The 16,716-nt window shown below is 52.5% G+C and carries 14 protein-coding genes and 3 pseudogenes; 12 read left to right on the top strand and 5 right to left on the bottom strand.

All coding sequences use genetic code 11. The features are described from left to right. Positions 1-11 precede the first annotated feature (11 nt). From ACU8XX_RS13470 to ACU8XX_RS13440, 7 genes and pseudogenes are all read left to right on the top strand, one after another. Positions 12-1,064 carry a zinc-dependent alcohol dehydrogenase gene (locus ACU8XX_RS13470; protein WP_124791206.1) on the top strand — a complete coding sequence of 351 codons (1,053 nt, stop codon included), beginning with the start codon at positions 12-14 and terminating at the stop codon, positions 1,062-1,064. 18 nt (positions 1,065-1,082) lie between these two features. After that, entirely contained in the window at positions 1,083-1,871 is a 789-nt protein-coding gene (locus ACU8XX_RS13465) for a sugar phosphate isomerase/epimerase family protein (protein ID WP_000690229.1), read from the top strand. Positions 1,872-1,880: 9 nt separating this feature from the next. Then, positions 1,881-2,936, top strand: coding sequence for a Gfo/Idh/MocA family protein (locus ACU8XX_RS13460; RefSeq protein WP_001300711.1), 1,056 nt, complete (start codon positions 1,881-1,883; stop codon positions 2,934-2,936). Further along, the gene (gene ycjT, locus ACU8XX_RS13455; protein ID WP_097466532.1) at positions 2,933-5,200 is read left to right on the top strand and encodes a kojibiose phosphorylase; all 2,268 of its coding nucleotides are present in this window, start codon (positions 2,933-2,935) and stop codon (positions 5,198-5,200) included. The genes ACU8XX_RS13460 and ycjT overlap by 4 nt, the downstream gene beginning before the upstream one ends. Beyond that, the gene (gene pgmB / locus ACU8XX_RS13450; RefSeq protein WP_000775794.1) at positions 5,197-5,856 is read left to right on the top strand and encodes a beta-phosphoglucomutase; all 660 of its coding nucleotides are present in this window, start codon (positions 5,197-5,199) and stop codon (positions 5,854-5,856) included. Before ycjT ends, pgmB begins: the two co-directional genes overlap by 4 nt. Positions 5,857-5,869: 13 nt before the next feature. Beyond that, positions 5,870-6,952 carry an ABC transporter ATP-binding protein gene (locus ACU8XX_RS13445; RefSeq protein ID WP_000057985.1) on the top strand — a complete coding sequence of 361 codons (1,083 nt, stop codon included), beginning with the start codon at positions 5,870-5,872 and terminating at the stop codon, positions 6,950-6,952. Positions 6,953-6,996: 44 nt separating this feature from the next. Further along, a pseudogene (locus tag ACU8XX_RS13440) lies at positions 6,997-7,101 on the top strand (hypothetical protein); the annotation flags it as partial. A gap of 15 nt (positions 7,102-7,116) precedes the next feature. On the opposite strand, the gene ACU8XX_RS13435 reads toward ACU8XX_RS13440, so the two are convergent. Further along, positions 7,117-7,814 (bottom strand): IS1-like element IS1A family transposase gene (locus tag ACU8XX_RS13435; RefSeq protein WP_103215986.1). Its coding sequence is split into 2 segments (ribosomal slippage): positions 7,117-7,565 and positions 7,565-7,814, totalling 699 coding nucleotides; the frame shifts between segments, so codons are not numbered across the junction. 57 nt (positions 7,815-7,871) lie between these two features. On the opposite strand from ACU8XX_RS13435, the pseudogene ompG reads away from it, so the two are divergent. Beyond that, positions 7,872-8,678 (top strand): annotated as a pseudogene (ompG, locus tag ACU8XX_RS13430) (monomeric porin OmpG); the annotation flags it as partial. Between the two features lie 110 nt (positions 8,679-8,788). Here ompG and ACU8XX_RS13425 read toward each other — a convergent pair. After that, positions 8,789-9,787 (bottom strand): LacI family DNA-binding transcriptional regulator, encoded by a 999-nt coding sequence (locus ACU8XX_RS13425; protein ID WP_000075375.1) that lies wholly within the window; start codon positions 9,785-9,787, stop codon positions 8,789-8,791. Between the two features lie 155 nt (positions 9,788-9,942). On the opposite strand from ACU8XX_RS13425, the gene ACU8XX_RS13420 reads away from it, so the two are divergent. The 3 genes from ACU8XX_RS13420 to tyrR all read left to right on the top strand — a co-directional run bounded on the left by ACU8XX_RS13420 (position 9,943) and on the right by tyrR (position 14,087). Then, positions 9,943-11,340: a YcjX family GTP-binding protein gene (locus tag ACU8XX_RS13420; protein WP_000825775.1), complete on the top strand. Its 1,398-nt coding sequence runs from the start codon at positions 9,943-9,945 to the stop codon at positions 11,338-11,340. Further along, positions 11,337-12,398, top strand: coding sequence for a YcjF family protein (locus ACU8XX_RS13415; RefSeq protein ID WP_000138728.1), 1,062 nt, complete (start codon positions 11,337-11,339; stop codon positions 12,396-12,398). Before ACU8XX_RS13420 ends, ACU8XX_RS13415 begins: the two co-directional genes overlap by 4 nt. Before the next feature lie 147 nt (positions 12,399-12,545). Next, positions 12,546-14,087 carry a transcriptional regulator TyrR gene (gene tyrR, locus ACU8XX_RS13410; RefSeq protein ID WP_001300658.1) on the top strand — a complete coding sequence of 514 codons (1,542 nt, stop codon included), beginning with the start codon at positions 12,546-12,548 and terminating at the stop codon, positions 14,085-14,087. Between the two features lie 43 nt (positions 14,088-14,130). On the opposite strand, the gene tpx is transcribed toward tyrR, so the two are convergent. Continuing rightward, positions 14,131-14,637 carry a thiol peroxidase gene (gene tpx / locus ACU8XX_RS13405; RefSeq protein WP_000084387.1) on the bottom strand — a complete coding sequence of 169 codons (507 nt, stop codon included), beginning with the start codon at positions 14,635-14,637 and terminating at the stop codon, positions 14,131-14,133. A gap of 118 nt (positions 14,638-14,755) precedes the next feature. On the opposite strand from tpx, the gene ycjG reads away from it, so the two are divergent. Further along, the gene (gene ycjG, locus ACU8XX_RS13400; protein ID WP_001261211.1) at positions 14,756-15,721 is read left to right on the top strand and encodes an L-Ala-D/L-Glu epimerase; all 966 of its coding nucleotides are present in this window, start codon (positions 14,756-14,758) and stop codon (positions 15,719-15,721) included. Here ycjG and mpaA read toward each other — a convergent pair. Both mpaA and ACU8XX_RS13390 read right to left on the bottom strand, forming a co-directional pair. Further along, on the bottom strand, positions 15,696-16,424 hold the full coding sequence (mpaA, locus tag ACU8XX_RS13395; protein ID WP_000219122.1) for a murein tripeptide amidase MpaA: 729 nt from the start codon (positions 16,422-16,424) through the stop codon (positions 15,696-15,698). The genes ycjG and mpaA overlap by 26 nt on opposite strands. 126 nt (positions 16,425-16,550) lie before the next feature. Next, positions 16,551-16,688, bottom strand: a pseudogene (locus tag ACU8XX_RS13390) (NAD-dependent dehydratase); the annotation flags it as partial. Between the last annotated feature and the right edge of the window lie 28 nt (positions 16,689-16,716).

Raw genomic sequence — 16,716 nt, 5'->3', positions numbered from 1 at the left:
AGGAGTTTTAAATGAAAAAGTTAGTAGCCACAGCACCGCGTGTTGCTGCGCTGGTTGAGTATGAAGATCGGGCGATTTTAGCTAATGAAGTGAAGATCCGCGTGCGTTTCGGCGCACCGAAACACGGAACGGAAGTGGTCGACTTCCGCGCCGCCAGCCCGTTTATTGATGAAGACTTTAACGGCGAATGGCAGATGTTCACTCCGCGTCCGGCAGATGCGCCGCGCGGCATTGAGTTTGGCAAATTCCAGCTTGGCAACATGGTGGTTGGCGACATTATCGAGTGCGGCAGCGACGTTACCGACTACGCGGTGGGCGACAGCGTATGCGGCTACGGCCCGCTCTCCGAGACGGTCATCATTAACGCAGTGAATAACTACAAGCTGCGCAAAATGCCGCAAGGCAGCTCCTGGAAAAACGCCGTCTGCTACGACCCGGCGCAGTTTGCCATGAGCGGCGTGCGCGATGCCAACGTGCGCGTAGGGGATTTTGTGGTGGTGGTAGGGCTTGGCGCAATCGGTCAAATTGCCATCCAACTGGCTAAACGCGCTGGCGCTTCTGTGGTGATTGGCGTCGATCCTATCGCCCATCGCTGTGATATTGCCCGTCGCCACGGCGCGGATTTCTGCCTTAACCCCATCGGCACTGATGTAGGTAAAGAGATCAAAACGCTGACCGGCAAGCAGGGTGCCGATGTGATTATCGAAACCAGCGGCTACGCCGACGCGCTGCAATCGGCGCTCCGCGGTCTGGCTTATGGCGGCACCATCTCCTATGTCGCGTTTGCCAAGCCGTTTGCCGAAGGTTTTAACCTCGGACGCGAAGCGCATTTCAATAACGCCAAAATTGTCTTCTCTCGCGTGTGCAGCGAACCGAACCCGGATTATCCGCGCTGGAGCCGCAAGCGTATTGAAGAAACCTGTTGGGAACTGCTGATGAACGGTTATCTCAATTGCGAAGATTTAATCGACCCGGTGGTGACCTTTGCCAATAGCCCGGAAAGCTATATGCAGTATGTCGACCAGCATCCGGAACAGAGCATCAAAATGGGCGTTACGTTTTAATTCAAAGGAATGAAAAAAATGAAAATCGGCACACAGAATCAGGCGTTCTTTCCGGAAAACATTCTGGAGAAATTTCGTTATATCAAAGAGATGGGCTTCGATGGTTTTGAGATTGACGGCAAACTGCTGGTTAACAACATCGAAGAAGTCAAAGCGGCGATCAAAGAAACCGGTTTACCGGTGACCACCGCCTGCGGTGGCTATGACGGATGGATTGGCGACTTTATCGAAGAGCGTCGTCTTAATGGCTTAAAGCAGATCGAGCGCATTCTCGAAGCGCTGGCAGAAGTGGGCGGTAAAGGCATCGTCGTTCCGGCTGCGTGGGGCATGTTTACCTTCCGCTTACCGCCGATGACCTCGCCGCGTAGCCTGGACGGCGACCGCAAAATGGTGAGTGATTCCCTGCGCGTACTGGAACAGGTCGCCGCGCGTACCGGAACCGTGGTGTATCTCGAACCGTTAAACCGCTATCAGGATCATATGATCAACACCCTCGCCGATGCCCGCCGTTACATCGTCGAAAACGATCTTAAACATGTACAGATTATCGGCGATTTCTATCACATGAATATCGAAGAAGATAACCTGGCGCAGGCGCTGCATGACAACCGCGACCTGCTCGGTCATGTGCATATTGCGGATAACCATCGCTACCAGCCGGGCAGCGGCACCCTGGATTTCCACGCGCTGTTTGAACAGCTGCGCGCGGATAACTATCAGGGCTATGTAGTGTACGAAGGGCGTATCCGGGCGGAAGATCCTGCCCAGGCGTACCGTGATTCGTTGGCCTGGTTGCGTACCTGCTAAGAGGTCTTTGTGAAAAGTGCAATGACAAGCTCTCCGCTGCGGGTCGCGATAATAGGCGCAGGCCAGGTGGCGGATAAGGTTCATGCTTCGTACTACTGCACCCGCAACGATCTGGAACTGGTGGCTGTCTGTGACAGCCGCCTTTCCCAGGCGCAGGCGCTGGCAGAAAAATACGGGAATGCATCCGTGTGGGACGATCCGCAGGCCATGCTGCTGGCGGTGAAACCTGATGTGGTTAGCGTCTGCTCACCTAACCGTTTTCATTACGAACATACCCTGATGGCACTGGAAGCGGGCTGCCATGTGATGTGCGAAAAACCGCCCGCCATGACGCCAGAACAGGCGCGGGAAATGTGCGATACCGCGCGCAAACTGGGCAAGGTGCTGGCCTACGACTTTCACCATCGTTTTGCGCTCGATACGCAACAGCTGCGTGAACAGGTGACCAACGGCGTTTTGGGAGAGATTTACGTTACCACCGCCCGCGCCCTGCGTCGCTGCGGCGTTCCCGGCTGGGGTGTCTTTACCAATAAAGAACTGCAGGGTGGTGGCCCGCTGATCGACATCGGCATTCATATGCTGGATGCTGCGATGTATGTGCTGGGCTTTCCGGCGGTGAAAAGCGTGAATGCGCATAGCTTTCAAAAGATCGGCACGCAAAAGAGCTGTGGTCAATTTGGTGAGTGGGATCCGGCAACTTACAGCGTCGAAGATTCGCTGTTTGGCACCATTGAATTTCATAACGGCGGCATTCTGTGGCTGGAAACGTCATTTGCACTCAACATCCGCGAACAGTCGATTATGAACGTCAGCTTTTGTGGTGATAAAGCTGGTGCGACGCTGTTTCCAGCACATATCTACACCGATAACAACGGTGAATTAATGACGCTGATGCAACGGGAAATGGCAGACGACAACCGCCATTTGCGCAGCATGGAAGCCTTTATCAATCACGTACAGGGCAAGCCCGTGATGATAGCCGACGCCGAGCAGGGGTACATCATCCAGCAACTGGTGGCGGCGTTGTATCAATCCGCAGAAACAGGGACGCGTGTGGAATTATGACCAGGCCAGTAACGTTATCAGAACCCCATTTCAGCCAGCATACCCTGAACAAGTATGCATCGCTGATGGCGCAGGGGAACGGCTATCTTGGGCTTCGCGCCAGCCATGAAGAAGATCACACGCGCCAGACGCGAGGGATGTATCTGGCGGGGCTGTATCATCGGGCGGGAAAAGGTGAAATCAACGAACTGGTGAACCTGCCTGATGTCGTGGGGATGGAGATTGCCATAAATGGTGAGGTTTTCTCGTTATCCCACGAAGCCTGGCAGCGTGAGCTTGACTTTGCCAGTGGCGAATTACGCCGCAATGTTGTCTGGCGTACCAGCAACGGCTCAGGTTACACCATCGCCAGCCGTCGCTTTGTTTCGGCAGACCAACTGCCGCTCATTGCGCTGGAAATCACTATTACGCCACTGGACGCCGACGCGTCAGTGCTGATTTCAACAGGCATTGACGCCACGCAAACCAATCACGGTCGCCAACATCTCGACGAAACCCAGGTGCGGGTGTTTGGTCAGCATCTGATGCAGGGGAGCTACACCACCCAGGATGGACGCAGTGATGTGGCCATCAGCTGTTGCTGTAAGGTGAGCGGTGATGTGCAGCAATGCTATACCGCCAAAGAGCGCCGTTTACTGCAACATACCAGTGCGCAGCTTCATGCAGGCGAGACAATGACGTTGCAAAAACTGGTGTGGATCGACTGGCGGGATGACAGGCAAGCTGCTTTAGACGAGTGGGGCAGCGCGTCGCTTCGCCAGCTTGAAATGTGCGCGCAGCAGAGTTACGACCAACTTCTTGCAGCATCAACAGAAAACTGGCGTCAATGGTGGCAGAAACGTCGTATCACGGTAAATGGCGGCGAAGCGCACGATCAGCAAGCGTTAGATTATGCGCTTTATCATCTGCGCATCATGACGCCTGCCCACGACGAGCGCAGCAGCATTGCGGCAAAAGGCTTAACCGGCGAAGGCTACAAAGGCCACGTTTTCTGGGATACAGAAGTATTTTTGTTACCGTTTCATCTGTTTAGCGATCCGACGGTTGCCCGAAGTTTACTGCGTTATCGCTGGCACAACTTGCCAGGCGCGCAGGAGAAAGCGCGACGCAACGGCTGGCAGGGCGCGCTATTTCCGTGGGAAAGCGCGCGCAGCGGCGAAGAAGAGACGCCGGAATTTGCCGCCATTAACATTCGCACCGGGCTGCGGCAAAAAGTGGCCTCGGCGCAGGCGGAACATCATCTGGTGGCCGATATCGCCTGGGCGGTTATTCAATACTGGCAGACCACGGGGGATGAAAGTTTCATTGCGCATGAAGGCATGGCGCTACTTCTGGAGACGGCAAAGTTCTGGATTAGCCGCGCGGTGAGAGTTAACGATCGTCTGGAAATTCATGATGTTATTGGGCCAGACGAATATACCGAACATGTCAATAATAATGCATACACCAGCTATATGGCCCGCTACAACGTTCAACAGGCGCTGAATATTGCCCGCCAGTTCGGCTGTAGCGACGATGCGTTTATCCATCGCGCCGAAATGTTCCTCAAAGAGCTATGGATGCCAGAAATTCAGCCCGACGGCGTTTTGCCGCAGGATGATTCGTTTATGGCTAAGCCGGCGATTAATCTGGCGAAATACAAAGCGGCGGCGGGGAAGCAAACCATACTGCTGGATTATTCACGCGCAGAAGTGAACGAGATGCAGATCCTCAAACAAGCTGATGTGGTGATGCTCAATTACATGCTGCCGGAGCAGTTCTCAGCGGCATCGTGTCTTGCCAATCTGCAATTTTATGAACCGCGCACTATTCACGACTCGTCATTAAGTAAAGCAATCCACGGCATTGTTGCCGCACGCTGTGGCCTGCTGACCCAAAGTTATCAGTTCTGGCGCGAGGGGACTGAAATCGATCTTGGTGCTGATCCGCATAGTTGTGATGATGGTATCCATGCTGCCGCAACTGGCGCTATCTGGCTGGGGGCGATTCAGGGTTTTGCCGGGGTGAGCGTGCGTGACGGTGAATTGCATCTCAATCCGGCGTTACCTGAGCAGTGGCAACAGTTGTCTTTCCCTCTGTTCTGGCAGGGCTGCGAATTACAGGTCACTCTTGACGCGCAGCGTATTGCGATTCGAACTTCTGCGCCCGTTTCACTGCGTTTGAACGGTCAGCTTATAACCGTGGCTGAAGAATCTGTTTTCTGTTTGGGTGATTTTATTTTGCCCTTCAATGGGACCGCTACCAAACATCAGGAGGATGAATGAAACTGCAAGGGGTAATTTTCGATCTGGATGGTGTAATCACCGATACCGCGCATCTGCATTTCCAGGCGTGGCAGCAGATTGCCGCTGAAATTGGCATCAGCATTGATGCGCAGTTTAACGAATCCCTAAAAGGGATCAGCCGCGATGAGTCTCTGCGGCGCATTCTGCAACACGGGGGCAAAGAGGGCGACTTTAACTCGCAGGAGAGGGCGCAACTGGCGTATCGCAAAAATCTGCTCTATGTCCACTCACTACGCGAGTTGACGGTCAACGCTGTTCTACCCGGCATTCGCTCTTTGCTGGCAGATCTCCGTGCACAGCAGATCTCGGTTGGGCTGGCTTCTGTCTCCCTGAATGCGCCGACGATTTTAGCGGCGCTGGAGCTGCGCGAGTTTTTCACCTTCTGCGCGGATGCTTCCCAACTTAAAAACTCGAAACCGGACCCGGAAATCTTTCTCGCCGCCTGTGCAGGGCTGGGCGTGCCGCCGCAGGCATGTATCGGCATTGAAGATGCGCAGGCGGGCATTGACGCCATTAACGCCAGCGGTATGCGCTCGGTGGGGATCGGCGCGGGCTTAACCGGGGCGCAATTACTGTTGCCTTCAACGGAATCACTCACCTGGCCGCGGTTATCGGCCTTCTGGCAAAACGTATAGCAAAGGAATCAACATGGCTCAGCTTTCGTTACAACATATTCAAAAAATCTACGATAACCAGGTGCATGTGGTGAAGGACTTCAACCTGGAAATTGCCGATAAAGAGTTCATCGTGTTTGTCGGCCCGTCGGGCTGCGGTAAGTCGACCACCCTGCGCATGATTGCCGGGCTTGAGGAGATCAGCGGCGGCGATCTGTTGATCGACGGCAAACGAATGAATGACGTTCCAGCCAAAGCACGCAATATAGCGATGGTGTTCCAGAACTACGCGTTGTATCCGCATATGACGGTTTACGACAACATGGCGTTTGGTCTGAAGATGCAAAAAATCGCCAAAGAGGTGATTGATGAGCGGGTGAACTGGGCGGCGCAAATTCTCGGCCTGCGTGAGTACCTGAAACGTAAGCCGGGGGCGCTTTCCGGCGGGCAACGTCAGCGAGTGGCGCTTGGGCGGGCGATTGTACGCGAAGCGGGCGTGTTTTTAATGGATGAACCGCTCTCTAACCTTGATGCCAAGCTGCGCGTGCAAATGCGCGCAGAGATCAGCAAGCTGCATCAGAAACTGAACACCACCATGATCTACGTGACCCACGATCAGACCGAAGCGATGACCATGGCGACGCGGATTGTGATTATGAAAGACGGGATTGTTCAGCAAGTAGGTGCGCCGAAAACCGTTTATAACCAACCCGCGAATATGTTTGTTTCCGGATTTATTGGATCACCAGCGATGAATTTTATTCGCGGCACGATCGATGGCGATAAATTCGTTACGGAAACGCTTAAATTAACCATTCCCGAAGAGAAATTAGCGGTTCTGAAAACACAGGAAAGTTTGCATAAGCCCATCGTGATGGGAATACGACCGGAAGATATTCATCCGGACGCGCAAGAGGAAAATAACATTTCCGCCAAAATTAGCGTGGCAGAATTAACCGGTGCGGAATTTATGCTCTACACCACGGTTGGGGGGCACGAGTTAGTGGTCCGTGCTGGTGCGTTAAATGATTATCATGCAGGAGAAAATATCACTATTCATTTTGATATGACGAAATGTCATTTCTTTGATGCAGAAACGGAAATAGCAATTCGCTAAATACAGGGGGAAGACATTCCCCCAGGATAATACAAGGAACAATAATGAAAAAGTTATTACCCTGTACCGCACTGGTGATGTGTGCGGGAATGGCCTGCGCACAGGCCGAGGAAAGGAACGACTGGCACTTTAATATCGGCGCGATGTACGGTAATGACTCTAACTTATTGATAGTGTTTTATGTTCAGATAATGCCCGATGACTTTGTCATGCAGCTCCACCGATTTTGAGAACGACAGCGACTTCCGTCCCAGCCGTGCCAGGTGCTGCCTCAGATTCAGGTTATGCCGCTCAATTCGCTGCGTATATCGCTTGCTGATTACGTGCAGCTTTCCCTTCAGGCGGGATTCATACAGCGGCCAGCCATCCGTCATCCATATCACCACGTCAAAGGGTGACAGCAGGCTCATAAGACGCCCCAGCGTCGCCATAGTGCGTTCACCGAATACGTGCGCAACAACCGTCTTCCGGAGCCTGTCATACGCGTAAAACAGCCAGCGCTGGCGCGATTTAGCCCCGACATAGCCCCACTGTTCGTCCATTTCCGCGCAGACGATGACGTCACTGCCCGGCTGTATGCGCGAGGTTACCGACTGCGGCCTGAGTTTTTTAAGTGACGTAAAATCGTGTTGAGGCCAACGCCCATAATGCGGGCTGTTGCCCGGCATCCAACGCCATTCATGGCCATATCAATGATTTTCTGGTGCGTACCGGGTTGAGAAGCGGTGTAAGTGAACTGCAGTTGCCATGTTTTACGGCAGTGAGAGCAGAGATAGCGCTGATGTCCGGCGGTGCTTTTGCCGTTACGCACCACCCCGTCAGTAGCTGAACAGGAGGGACAGCTGATAGAAACAGAAGCCACTGGAGCACCTCAAAAACACCATCATACACTAAATCAGTAAGTTGGCAGCATCACCCGATGTACGAAATAGAAAACGTCGAGGGTTATGGCGAAGATATGGATGGGCTGGCGGAGCCTTCAGTCTATTTTAATGCCGCCAACGGGCCGTGGAGAATTGCTCTGGCCTATTATCAGGAAGGGCCGGTAGATTATAGCGCGGGTAAACGTGGAACGTGGTTTGATCGCCCGGAGCTGGAGGTGCATTATCAGTTCCTCGAAAACGATGATTTCAGTTTCGGCCTGACCGGCGGTTTCCGTAATTATGGTTATCACTACGTTGATGAACCGGGTAAAGACACGGCGAATATGCAGCGCTGGAAAATCGCGCCAGACTGGGATGTGAAACTGACTGACGATTTACGTTTCAACGGTTGGTTGTCGATGTATAAATTTGCCAACGATCTGAACACTACCGGTTACGCTGATACCCGTGTCGAAACGGAAACAGGTCTGCAATATACCTTCAACGAAACGGTTGCCTTGCGAGTGAACTATTATCTCGAGCGCGGCTTCAATATGGACGACAGCCGCAATAACGGTGAGTTTTCCACGCAAGAAATTCGCGCCTATTTGCCGCTGACGCTCGGCAACCACTCGGTGACGCCGTATACGCGCATTGGGCTGGATCGCTGGAGTAACTGGGACTGGCAGGATGATATTGAACGTGAAGGCCATGATTTTAACCGTGTAGGTTTATTTTACGGTTATGATTTCCAGAACGGACTTTCCGTTTCGCTGGAATACGCGTTTGAGTGGCAGGATCACGACGAAGGCGACAGTGATAAATTCCATTATGCAGGTGTCGGCGTAAATTACTCGTTCTGATAATGGGCTAAATTGCCGGATGCGGCGCGAGTACTTTATCCGATCTATAAATGTAGGCCGGATAAGATGCGCTAGCATCGCATCCGGCATTCAGGCAAGGTAGCTGGTATTTATTTCAGCGTCATATGCGTGGCAACGGTAATATTCTGTGGTGACGGTTTTCCAGAAATTAAGCGGAATAATAACTCGCAGCTTTGTTGACCTAACTCCTGCGTCGGAACATCGATGCCGCCCGGTGCAGGCGTTAAAATAAATGACAGCGTTTCATTGCTATAACCCACCACCGCTAACTGCTGCGGAATAGCAATATTTTTCTCTGCTGCCGCACGATAAATGCTCATTAATTTCAGGCTGTCAGTGGCAAACACCGCCTCAGGCAACGGTGACTGGCTTAATAATTGCCGTGCTGCTTTTAATGCAGTTTCATGGGTATAACCGCCATCAACAATCCATTCATCACGCACTGCAATATTATGCGCAGCCAGGCTCTGCTTATAACCATTAACGCGATCAACCGAAACATGGACATCAAGCGGAGCATGCAGGCAGGCAATATTTTGATGCCCACTTTCAATTAATGCATCGGTCAACGCAATGCTGTCGCCAAAATTATCGGTATCGACAGAATAAACATGGGCATATTGACCTTCAACTTTGCCAATCACCACCACCGGAATATCATATTTATCGAGTTGGGCAAAAAATGACTCATCCGCTGGCGAACTGAGCATAATAATGCCTTTAATCATTTTCTGCTTAATTTTGCTTTCGCATTTTTGCAGATCTTCTGCCGGATTGTGCGACGTTTGTAATATCACGTCGAAACCTTCTTCTTCAGCTTTGGCGGTGATGGCATGCAAAACTTCAGAGAAAAACGGATTACCCGCCGTAGTTTTGGTCGAACGGGTAGAAATCACCATAATGGCATCAAAACCCGAAGAGGTCAGCGCGCGGGCCAGCTTGTTTGGCTGATACTGTAATTCTTCAATGGCCCGTAACACTTTTTCGCGCGCTTCCGGGGAGATATTAGTTTGCTTATTCAGCACGCGTGATACGGTGGATTTTGATACGCCTGCAACCCTGGCAATATCATAAATAGTAGGGGACATAGGTCAGGAACTCCGTCCGAACGTGAATGCTGCACATCTTATGGAGTTCGCCGGTCGATGACAACACGGGCAGTTGATAATCAATGGCCTGGCCCCCACATTCATATCCTTACGAATGATTTTTTTTCTGGTCTTCAGAGCAGCACAGGACAGCAATGAAGCGACTTAAAAATGAACTCAATGCGCTGGTGAATCGGGGTGTCGACAGACATCTGCGCCTCGCTGTAACCGGACTTAGCCGCAGCGGCAAAACAGCGTTTATCACCGCGATGGTTAATCAGTTGCTTAATATTCACGCCGGAGCACGTTTGCCGCTGTTAAGTGCGGTGCGTGAAGAGCGCCTGCTGGGCGTGAAACGCATTCCCCAGCGTGACTTTGGCATTCCGCGCTTCACCTATGACGAAGGGCTGGCGCAGTTATATGGCGATCCACCCGCCTGGCCAACGCCAACGCGCGGCGTCAGTGAAATCCGCCTGGCGCTACGTTTTAAATCGAATGATTCGCTGCTACGCCACTTTAAGGATACCTCCACGCTGTATCTGGAAATTGTGGATTATCCCGGCGAATGGTTGCTCGACCTGCCGATGCTGGCGCAGGACTATTTAAGCTGGTCGCGCCAGATGACGGGCTTACTCAATGGTCAGCGCGGAGAATGGTCGGCGAAATGGCGAATGATGAGCGAAGGGCTGGACCCGCTAGCGCCTGCCGACGAAAACCGGCTGGCGGACATTGCCGCCGCGTGGACCGATTATCTCCACCACTGTAAAGAGCAGGGGCTGCACTTTATTCAGCCTGGGCGCTTTGTCTTGCCGGGAGATATGGCAGGTGCGCCCGCGCTGCAATTCTTCCCGTGGCCGGATGTCGATACCTGGGGCGAGTCCAAACTGGCGCAGGCCGATAAGCATACCAATGCCGGAATGCTGCGCGAGCGCTTTAATTATTACTGCGAGAAGGTGGTGAAGGGGTTCTATAAGAATCATTTTCTGCGCTTTGACCGCCAGATTGTGCTGGTGGATTGCCTGCAACCTCTCAACAGTGGGCCACAGGCATTTAATGATATGCGTCTGGCACTGACGCAGCTGATGCAAAGTTTTCACTACGGGCAGCGTACCCTGTTCCGGCGTTTGTTTTCGCCGGTTATCGATAAGCTATTGTTTGCTGCTACTAAAGCGGACCATGTGACCATCGATCAGCACGCTAATATGGTTTCATTACTGCAACAACTGATTCAGGATGCCTGGCAAAATGCGGCGTTCGAAGGGATCAGCATGGACTGCCTGGGGCTGGCGTCAGTTCAGGCGACCACCAGCGGCATTATTGATGTTAACGGTGAGAAAATCCCGGCGCTGCGTGGTAATCGACTTAGCGATGGCGCACCGCTCACTGTTTATCCTGGCGAAGTTCCCGCACGTTTGCCTGGTCAGGCGTTCTGGGATAAGCAAGGCTTCCAGTTTGAGGCATTTCGTCCGCAGGTGATGGATGTCGACAAACCACTACCGCATATTCGTCTTGATGCTGCGCTGGAATTTTTAATAGGAGATAAATTGCGATGACCGAACCGTTAAAACCACGTATTGATTTCGACGGTCCTCTGGAGGTCGATCAGAATCCTAAATTCAGGGCGCAGCAGACCTTTGACGAAAATCAGGCGCAAAATTTTGCCCCGGCCACGCTCGACGAAGCGCAGGAAGAAGAGGGGCAAGTCGAAGCGGTAATGGACGCAGCGTTACGTCCGAAACGCAGCCTGTGGCGCAAAATGGTGATGGGCGGGCTGGCTCTGTTTGGCGCAAGCGTTGTCGGGCAGGGTGTACAGTGGACAATGAATGCCTGGCAAACCCAGGACTGGGTGGCGCTGGGTGGATGTGCCGCTGGGGCATTGATTATCGGCGCTGGCGTAGGTTCTGTGGTAACAGAGTGGCGGCGCTTATGGCGCTTGCGACAGCGCGCCCATGAACGCGACGAAGCGCGTGATTTATTGCATAGCCACGGCACGGGCAAAGGCCGCGCATTTTGCGAAAAACTGGCGCAGCAGGCGGGTATTGATCAGTCGCATCCGGCGCTGCAACGCTGGTATGCCTCAATCCATGAAACGCAAAACGACCGTGAAGTGGTCAGCCTGTATGCGCATTTGGTCCAGCCAGTTTTAGATGCCCAGGCGCGGCGCGAAATCAGCCGTTCGGCGGCGGAATCAACGTTGATGATTGCGGTCAGCCCGCTGGCGTTGGTCGATATGGCGTTTATCGCCTGGCGCAATCTGCGTTTAATTAATCGCATCGCCACGCTGTATGGCATTGAACTGGGGTATTACAGCCGTTTGCGTCTGTTTAAGCTGGTATTGCTGAATATCGCTTTTGCCGGAGCCAGCGAACTGGTGCGCGAAGTGGGGATGGACTGGATGTCGCAAGATCTCGCTGCTCGTTTGTCTACCCGCGCAGCTCAGGGGATTGGTGCAGGACTTCTGACGGCACGACTCGGGATTAAAGCTATGGAGCTTTGCCGCCCGCTGCCGTGGATTGACGATGACAAACCTCGCCTCGGGGATTTCCGTCGTCAGCTTATCGGTCAGGTGAAAGAAACGCTGCAAAAAGGCAAAACGCCCAGCGAAAAATAATGCAATATCGGGTGCTGACCGGATATCTTTACGCCGAAGTGCCCGTTTTTCCGTCTTTGTGTCAATGATTGTTGACAGAAACCTTCCTGCTATCCAAATAGTGTCATATCATCATATTAATTGTTCTTTTTTCAGGTGAAGGTTCCCATGCGTCTGGAAGTCTTTTGTGAAGACCGACTCGGTCTGACCCGCGAATTACTCGATCTACTCGTGCTAAGAGGCATTGATTTACGCGGTATTGAGATTGATCCCATTGGGCGAATCTACCTCAATTTTGCTGAACTGGAGTTTGAGAGTTTCAGCAGTCTGATGGCCGAAATACGCCGTATTGCGGGTGTTACCGATGTGCGTACTGTCCCGTGGATGCCTTCCGAACGTGAGCATCTGGCGTTGAGCGCGTTACTGGAGGCGTTGCCTGAACCTGTGCTCTCTGTCGATATGAAAAGCAAAGTGGATATGGCGAACCCGGCGAGCTGTCAGCTTTTTGGGCAAAAATTGGATCGCCTGCGCAACCATACCGCCGCACAATTGATTAACGGCTTTAATTTTTTACGTTGGCTGGAAAGCGAACCGCAAGATTCGCATAACGAGCATGTCGTTATTAATGGGCAGAATTTCCTGATGGAGATTACGCCTGTTTATCTTCAGGATGAAAATGATCAACACGTCCTGACCGGTGCGGTGGTGATGTTGCGATCAACGATTCGTATGGGCCGCCAGTTGCAAAATGTCGCCGCCCAGGACGTCAGCGCCTTCAGTCAAATTGTCGCCGTCAGCCCGAAAATGAAGCATGTTGTCGAACAGGCGCAGAAACTGGCGATGCTAAGCGCGCCGCTGCTGATTACGGGTGACACAGGTACAGGTAAAGATCTCTTTGCCTACGCCTGCCATCAGGCAAGCCCCAGAGCGGGCAAACCTTACCTGGCGCTGAACTGTGCGTCTATACCGGAAGATGCGGTCGAGAGTGAACTGTTTGGTCATGCTCCGGAAGGGAAGAAAGGATTCTTTGAGCAGGCGAACGGTGGTTCGGTGCTGTTGGATGAAATAGGGGAAATGTCACCACGGATGCAGGCGAAATTACTGCGTTTCCTTAATGATGGCACTTTCCGTCGGGTTGGCGAAGACCATGAGGTGCATGTCGATGTGCGGGTGATTTGCGCTACGCAGAAGAATCTGGTCGAACTGGTGCAAAAAGGCATGTTCCGTGAAGATCTCTATTATCGTCTGAACGTGTTGACGCTCAATCTGCCGCCGCTACGTGACTGTCCGCAGGACATCATGCCGTTAACTGAGCTGTTCGTCGCCCGCTTTGCCGACGAGCAGGGCGTGCCGCGTCCGAAACTGGCCGCTGACCTGAATACTGTACTTACGCGTTATGCGTGGCCGGGAAATGTGCGGCAGTTAAAGAACGCTATCTATCGCGCACTGACACAACTGGACGGTTATGAGCTGCGTCCACAGGATATTTTGTTGCCGGATTATGACGCCGCAACGGTAGCCGTGGGCGAAGATGCGATGGAAGGTTCGCTGGACGAAATCACCAGCCGTTTTGAACGCTCGGTATTAACCCAGCTTTATCGCAATTATCCCAGCACGCGCAAACTGGCAAAACGTCTCGGCGTTTCACATACCGCGATTGCCAATAAGTTGCGGGAATATGGTCTGAGTCAGAAGAAGAACGAAGAGTAAGCGCGAATATGCCTGATGGTGCAACACCATCAGGCATATTAAATTATGCTTTCAGTACAGCCAGAGCTGCTTCGTAATCCGGCTCGGTGGTGATTTCATCCACCAGCTGGCTGAAAATCACATTGTCATTTTCGTCAATAACCACAACGGCACGCGCTGCCAGACCTTTCAGTGGGCCATCAGCAATTGCCACACCGTAGGCTTGCAGAAATTCAGCGTTACGGAAAGTGGAGAGGGTGATAACGTTGTTCAGACCTTCTGCGCCGCAGAAACGAGACTGGGCGAACGGCAGATCGGCAGAGATACACAGCACAACGGTGTTGTCGATCTCGGTTGCCAGTTGGTTAAACTTACGTACTGATGCGGCGCAAACACCGGTATCAATACTCGGGAAAATGTTCAGCACTTTGCGTTTACCCGCAAACTGACCGAGGGTGACGTCAGACAGATCTTTTGCCACGAGAGTAAAAGTCTGCGCTTTGCTACCCGCCTGCGGGATGGAATTGGCGACTGTAACCGGGTTGCCCTGGAAATGAACGGTTTGTGACATGATTATCTTTCCTGTTTACATATAGTTAACGTCACACCTAGTTTATGCTAACTGTCAATAACACAGCAAACGCTATTTGCGCTTAATCCGCAGACCACCGCGACAACAAGGAGTAAAGATGAGAACCGTTAAGGTATTCGAGGAAGCCTGGCCCTTACATACCCCGTTTGTGATTGCCCGGGGAAGTCGCAGTGAAGCGCGCGTGGTGGTGGTTGAACTGGAAGAAGAGGGTATTAAAGGCACCGGCGAATGCACGCCGTATCCGCGTTATGGGGAAAGTGATGCCTCGGTAATGGCGCAAATTATGAGCGTCGTGCCGCAACTAGAGAAAGGGCTGACACGGGAGGAGTTGCAAAAAATTCTCCCTGCCGGCGCAGCACGTAATGCGCTGGATTGTGCATTGTGGGATCTGGCCGCGCGAAGACAGCAGCAATCGCTGGCTGATTTGATCGGCATAACGCTTCCCGAGACAGTTATCACTGCACAGACGGTTGTCATCGGTACGCCTGATCAGATGGCCAATAGTGCATCAACACTCTGGCAGGCAGGCGCGAAATTACTGAAAGTGAAGCTGGATAACCATCTTATCAGTGAGCGGATGGTGGCAATTCGCACAGCTGTGCCCGATGCGACGCTGATCGTTGATGCAAATGAATCCTGGCGTGCAGAAGGGTTGGCGGCGCGTTGCCAGCTATTGGCGGATTTAGGCGTTGCGATGCTTGAACAACCGCTTCCTGCGCAGGACGATGCGGCGCTGGAGAATTTTATTCATCCGTTGCCGATTTGTGCTGATGAAAGTTGTCATACTCGTAGCAATTTGAAGGCGCTGAAAGGGCGCTATGAGATGGTTAATATTAAGCTCGATAAAACCGGGGGTCTGACGGAAGCGCTGGCGCTGGCGACTGAAGCGCGTGCACAAGGTTTCAGTCTGATGCTGGGCTGCATGTTGTGTACCTCTCGTGCCATTAGCGCCGCTTTACCGCTGGTGCCGCAGGTCAGTTTCGCCGATCTTGACGGACCGACCTGGCTGGCGGTAGATGTGGAACCGGCGCTTCAGTTCACGACGGGCGAATTGCATCTTTAGGATGCCAGCGCAGCAAGTTTGCCATCGCAAAGAGATATTTTTCGCTGGCTTCGTCGGAGGAGATGGGCGGAAACTCTGCGGTGATGCAATGCAAGTTCAGATCTGCACACCAACTGCCGAAAGAGCCAGGCGTTTCATAACCGACGCTGGTTACCAGAGGCAATTCAAACGCCTGAGCCAGCCATTCGCCTAATTCGCTGTGTCTGGGATCTTCAATACAGGCCAGTGGATCGTGGAATGAGACCACCCAGGCAGGTTGAATGCGGTGTATAAGCTGGCACAGCGCCTGGGTTTCAGGTTCGGAGCCAGGTTTGTCACCTGTCAGTAATACGACATCGCGTTCTTCAGCGGCGCTGTTCCAGCGATAAACGGTTTCACCTTCCTTCCAGTTCGCCGCCGGAAAGTTTCTGTTTAAATCCACACCATTAGCATTGGCCCGTAACCCCAACTGGCAGCCGTCAGGATTCACACACAGCACCACATGATGACGGCGCAAAGAAGGTGTCAACGTCCGCAGAGCACAGGAGAGCGTGACGACCGAAGAGTTTTCATCACCGTGAGTGCCAGCCAGAATCAAACCACTTTCGCGGCTGGCTGCAGGGGCAGGAAACCAGATTAACGGCGCGCCCAATAATGAACGTCCGTAATGTTCTGTTCCGGGCGGAAATGCGCCGCGTTCGGCGCGTGGGCGGGTTACGGTCATGATCGTCTCTGGTTCAGGAAGTATTACAGGCAGTGTTGTGCAAATTTTGCGGATTATCAAATCCTTTTCTTCAACGCTATGTCATCGATCTTGTATCACTTTTTTGCCGGAAGTTGTTTGCATTTTATTAGTTGGATAGGGTTTGTGGATTTTTGCTGGCTGACGGGCAAATAAAGTTTGTTTAATGGTTTGCTTATCTGCCAGTTGATTAATCACATGGCGGGCTATCTGACCGCCAGCACCAAGAATCAGTACATTTTTCATGAAAATTATCCCAGATTATTGGCAGCAA

The organism is Escherichia sp. MAL-1 (assembly GCF_052948035.1).
The sequence above is the reverse complement of the archived record's forward strand: the minus strand, read 5'-3'. Positions and strand labels throughout refer to the sequence as shown.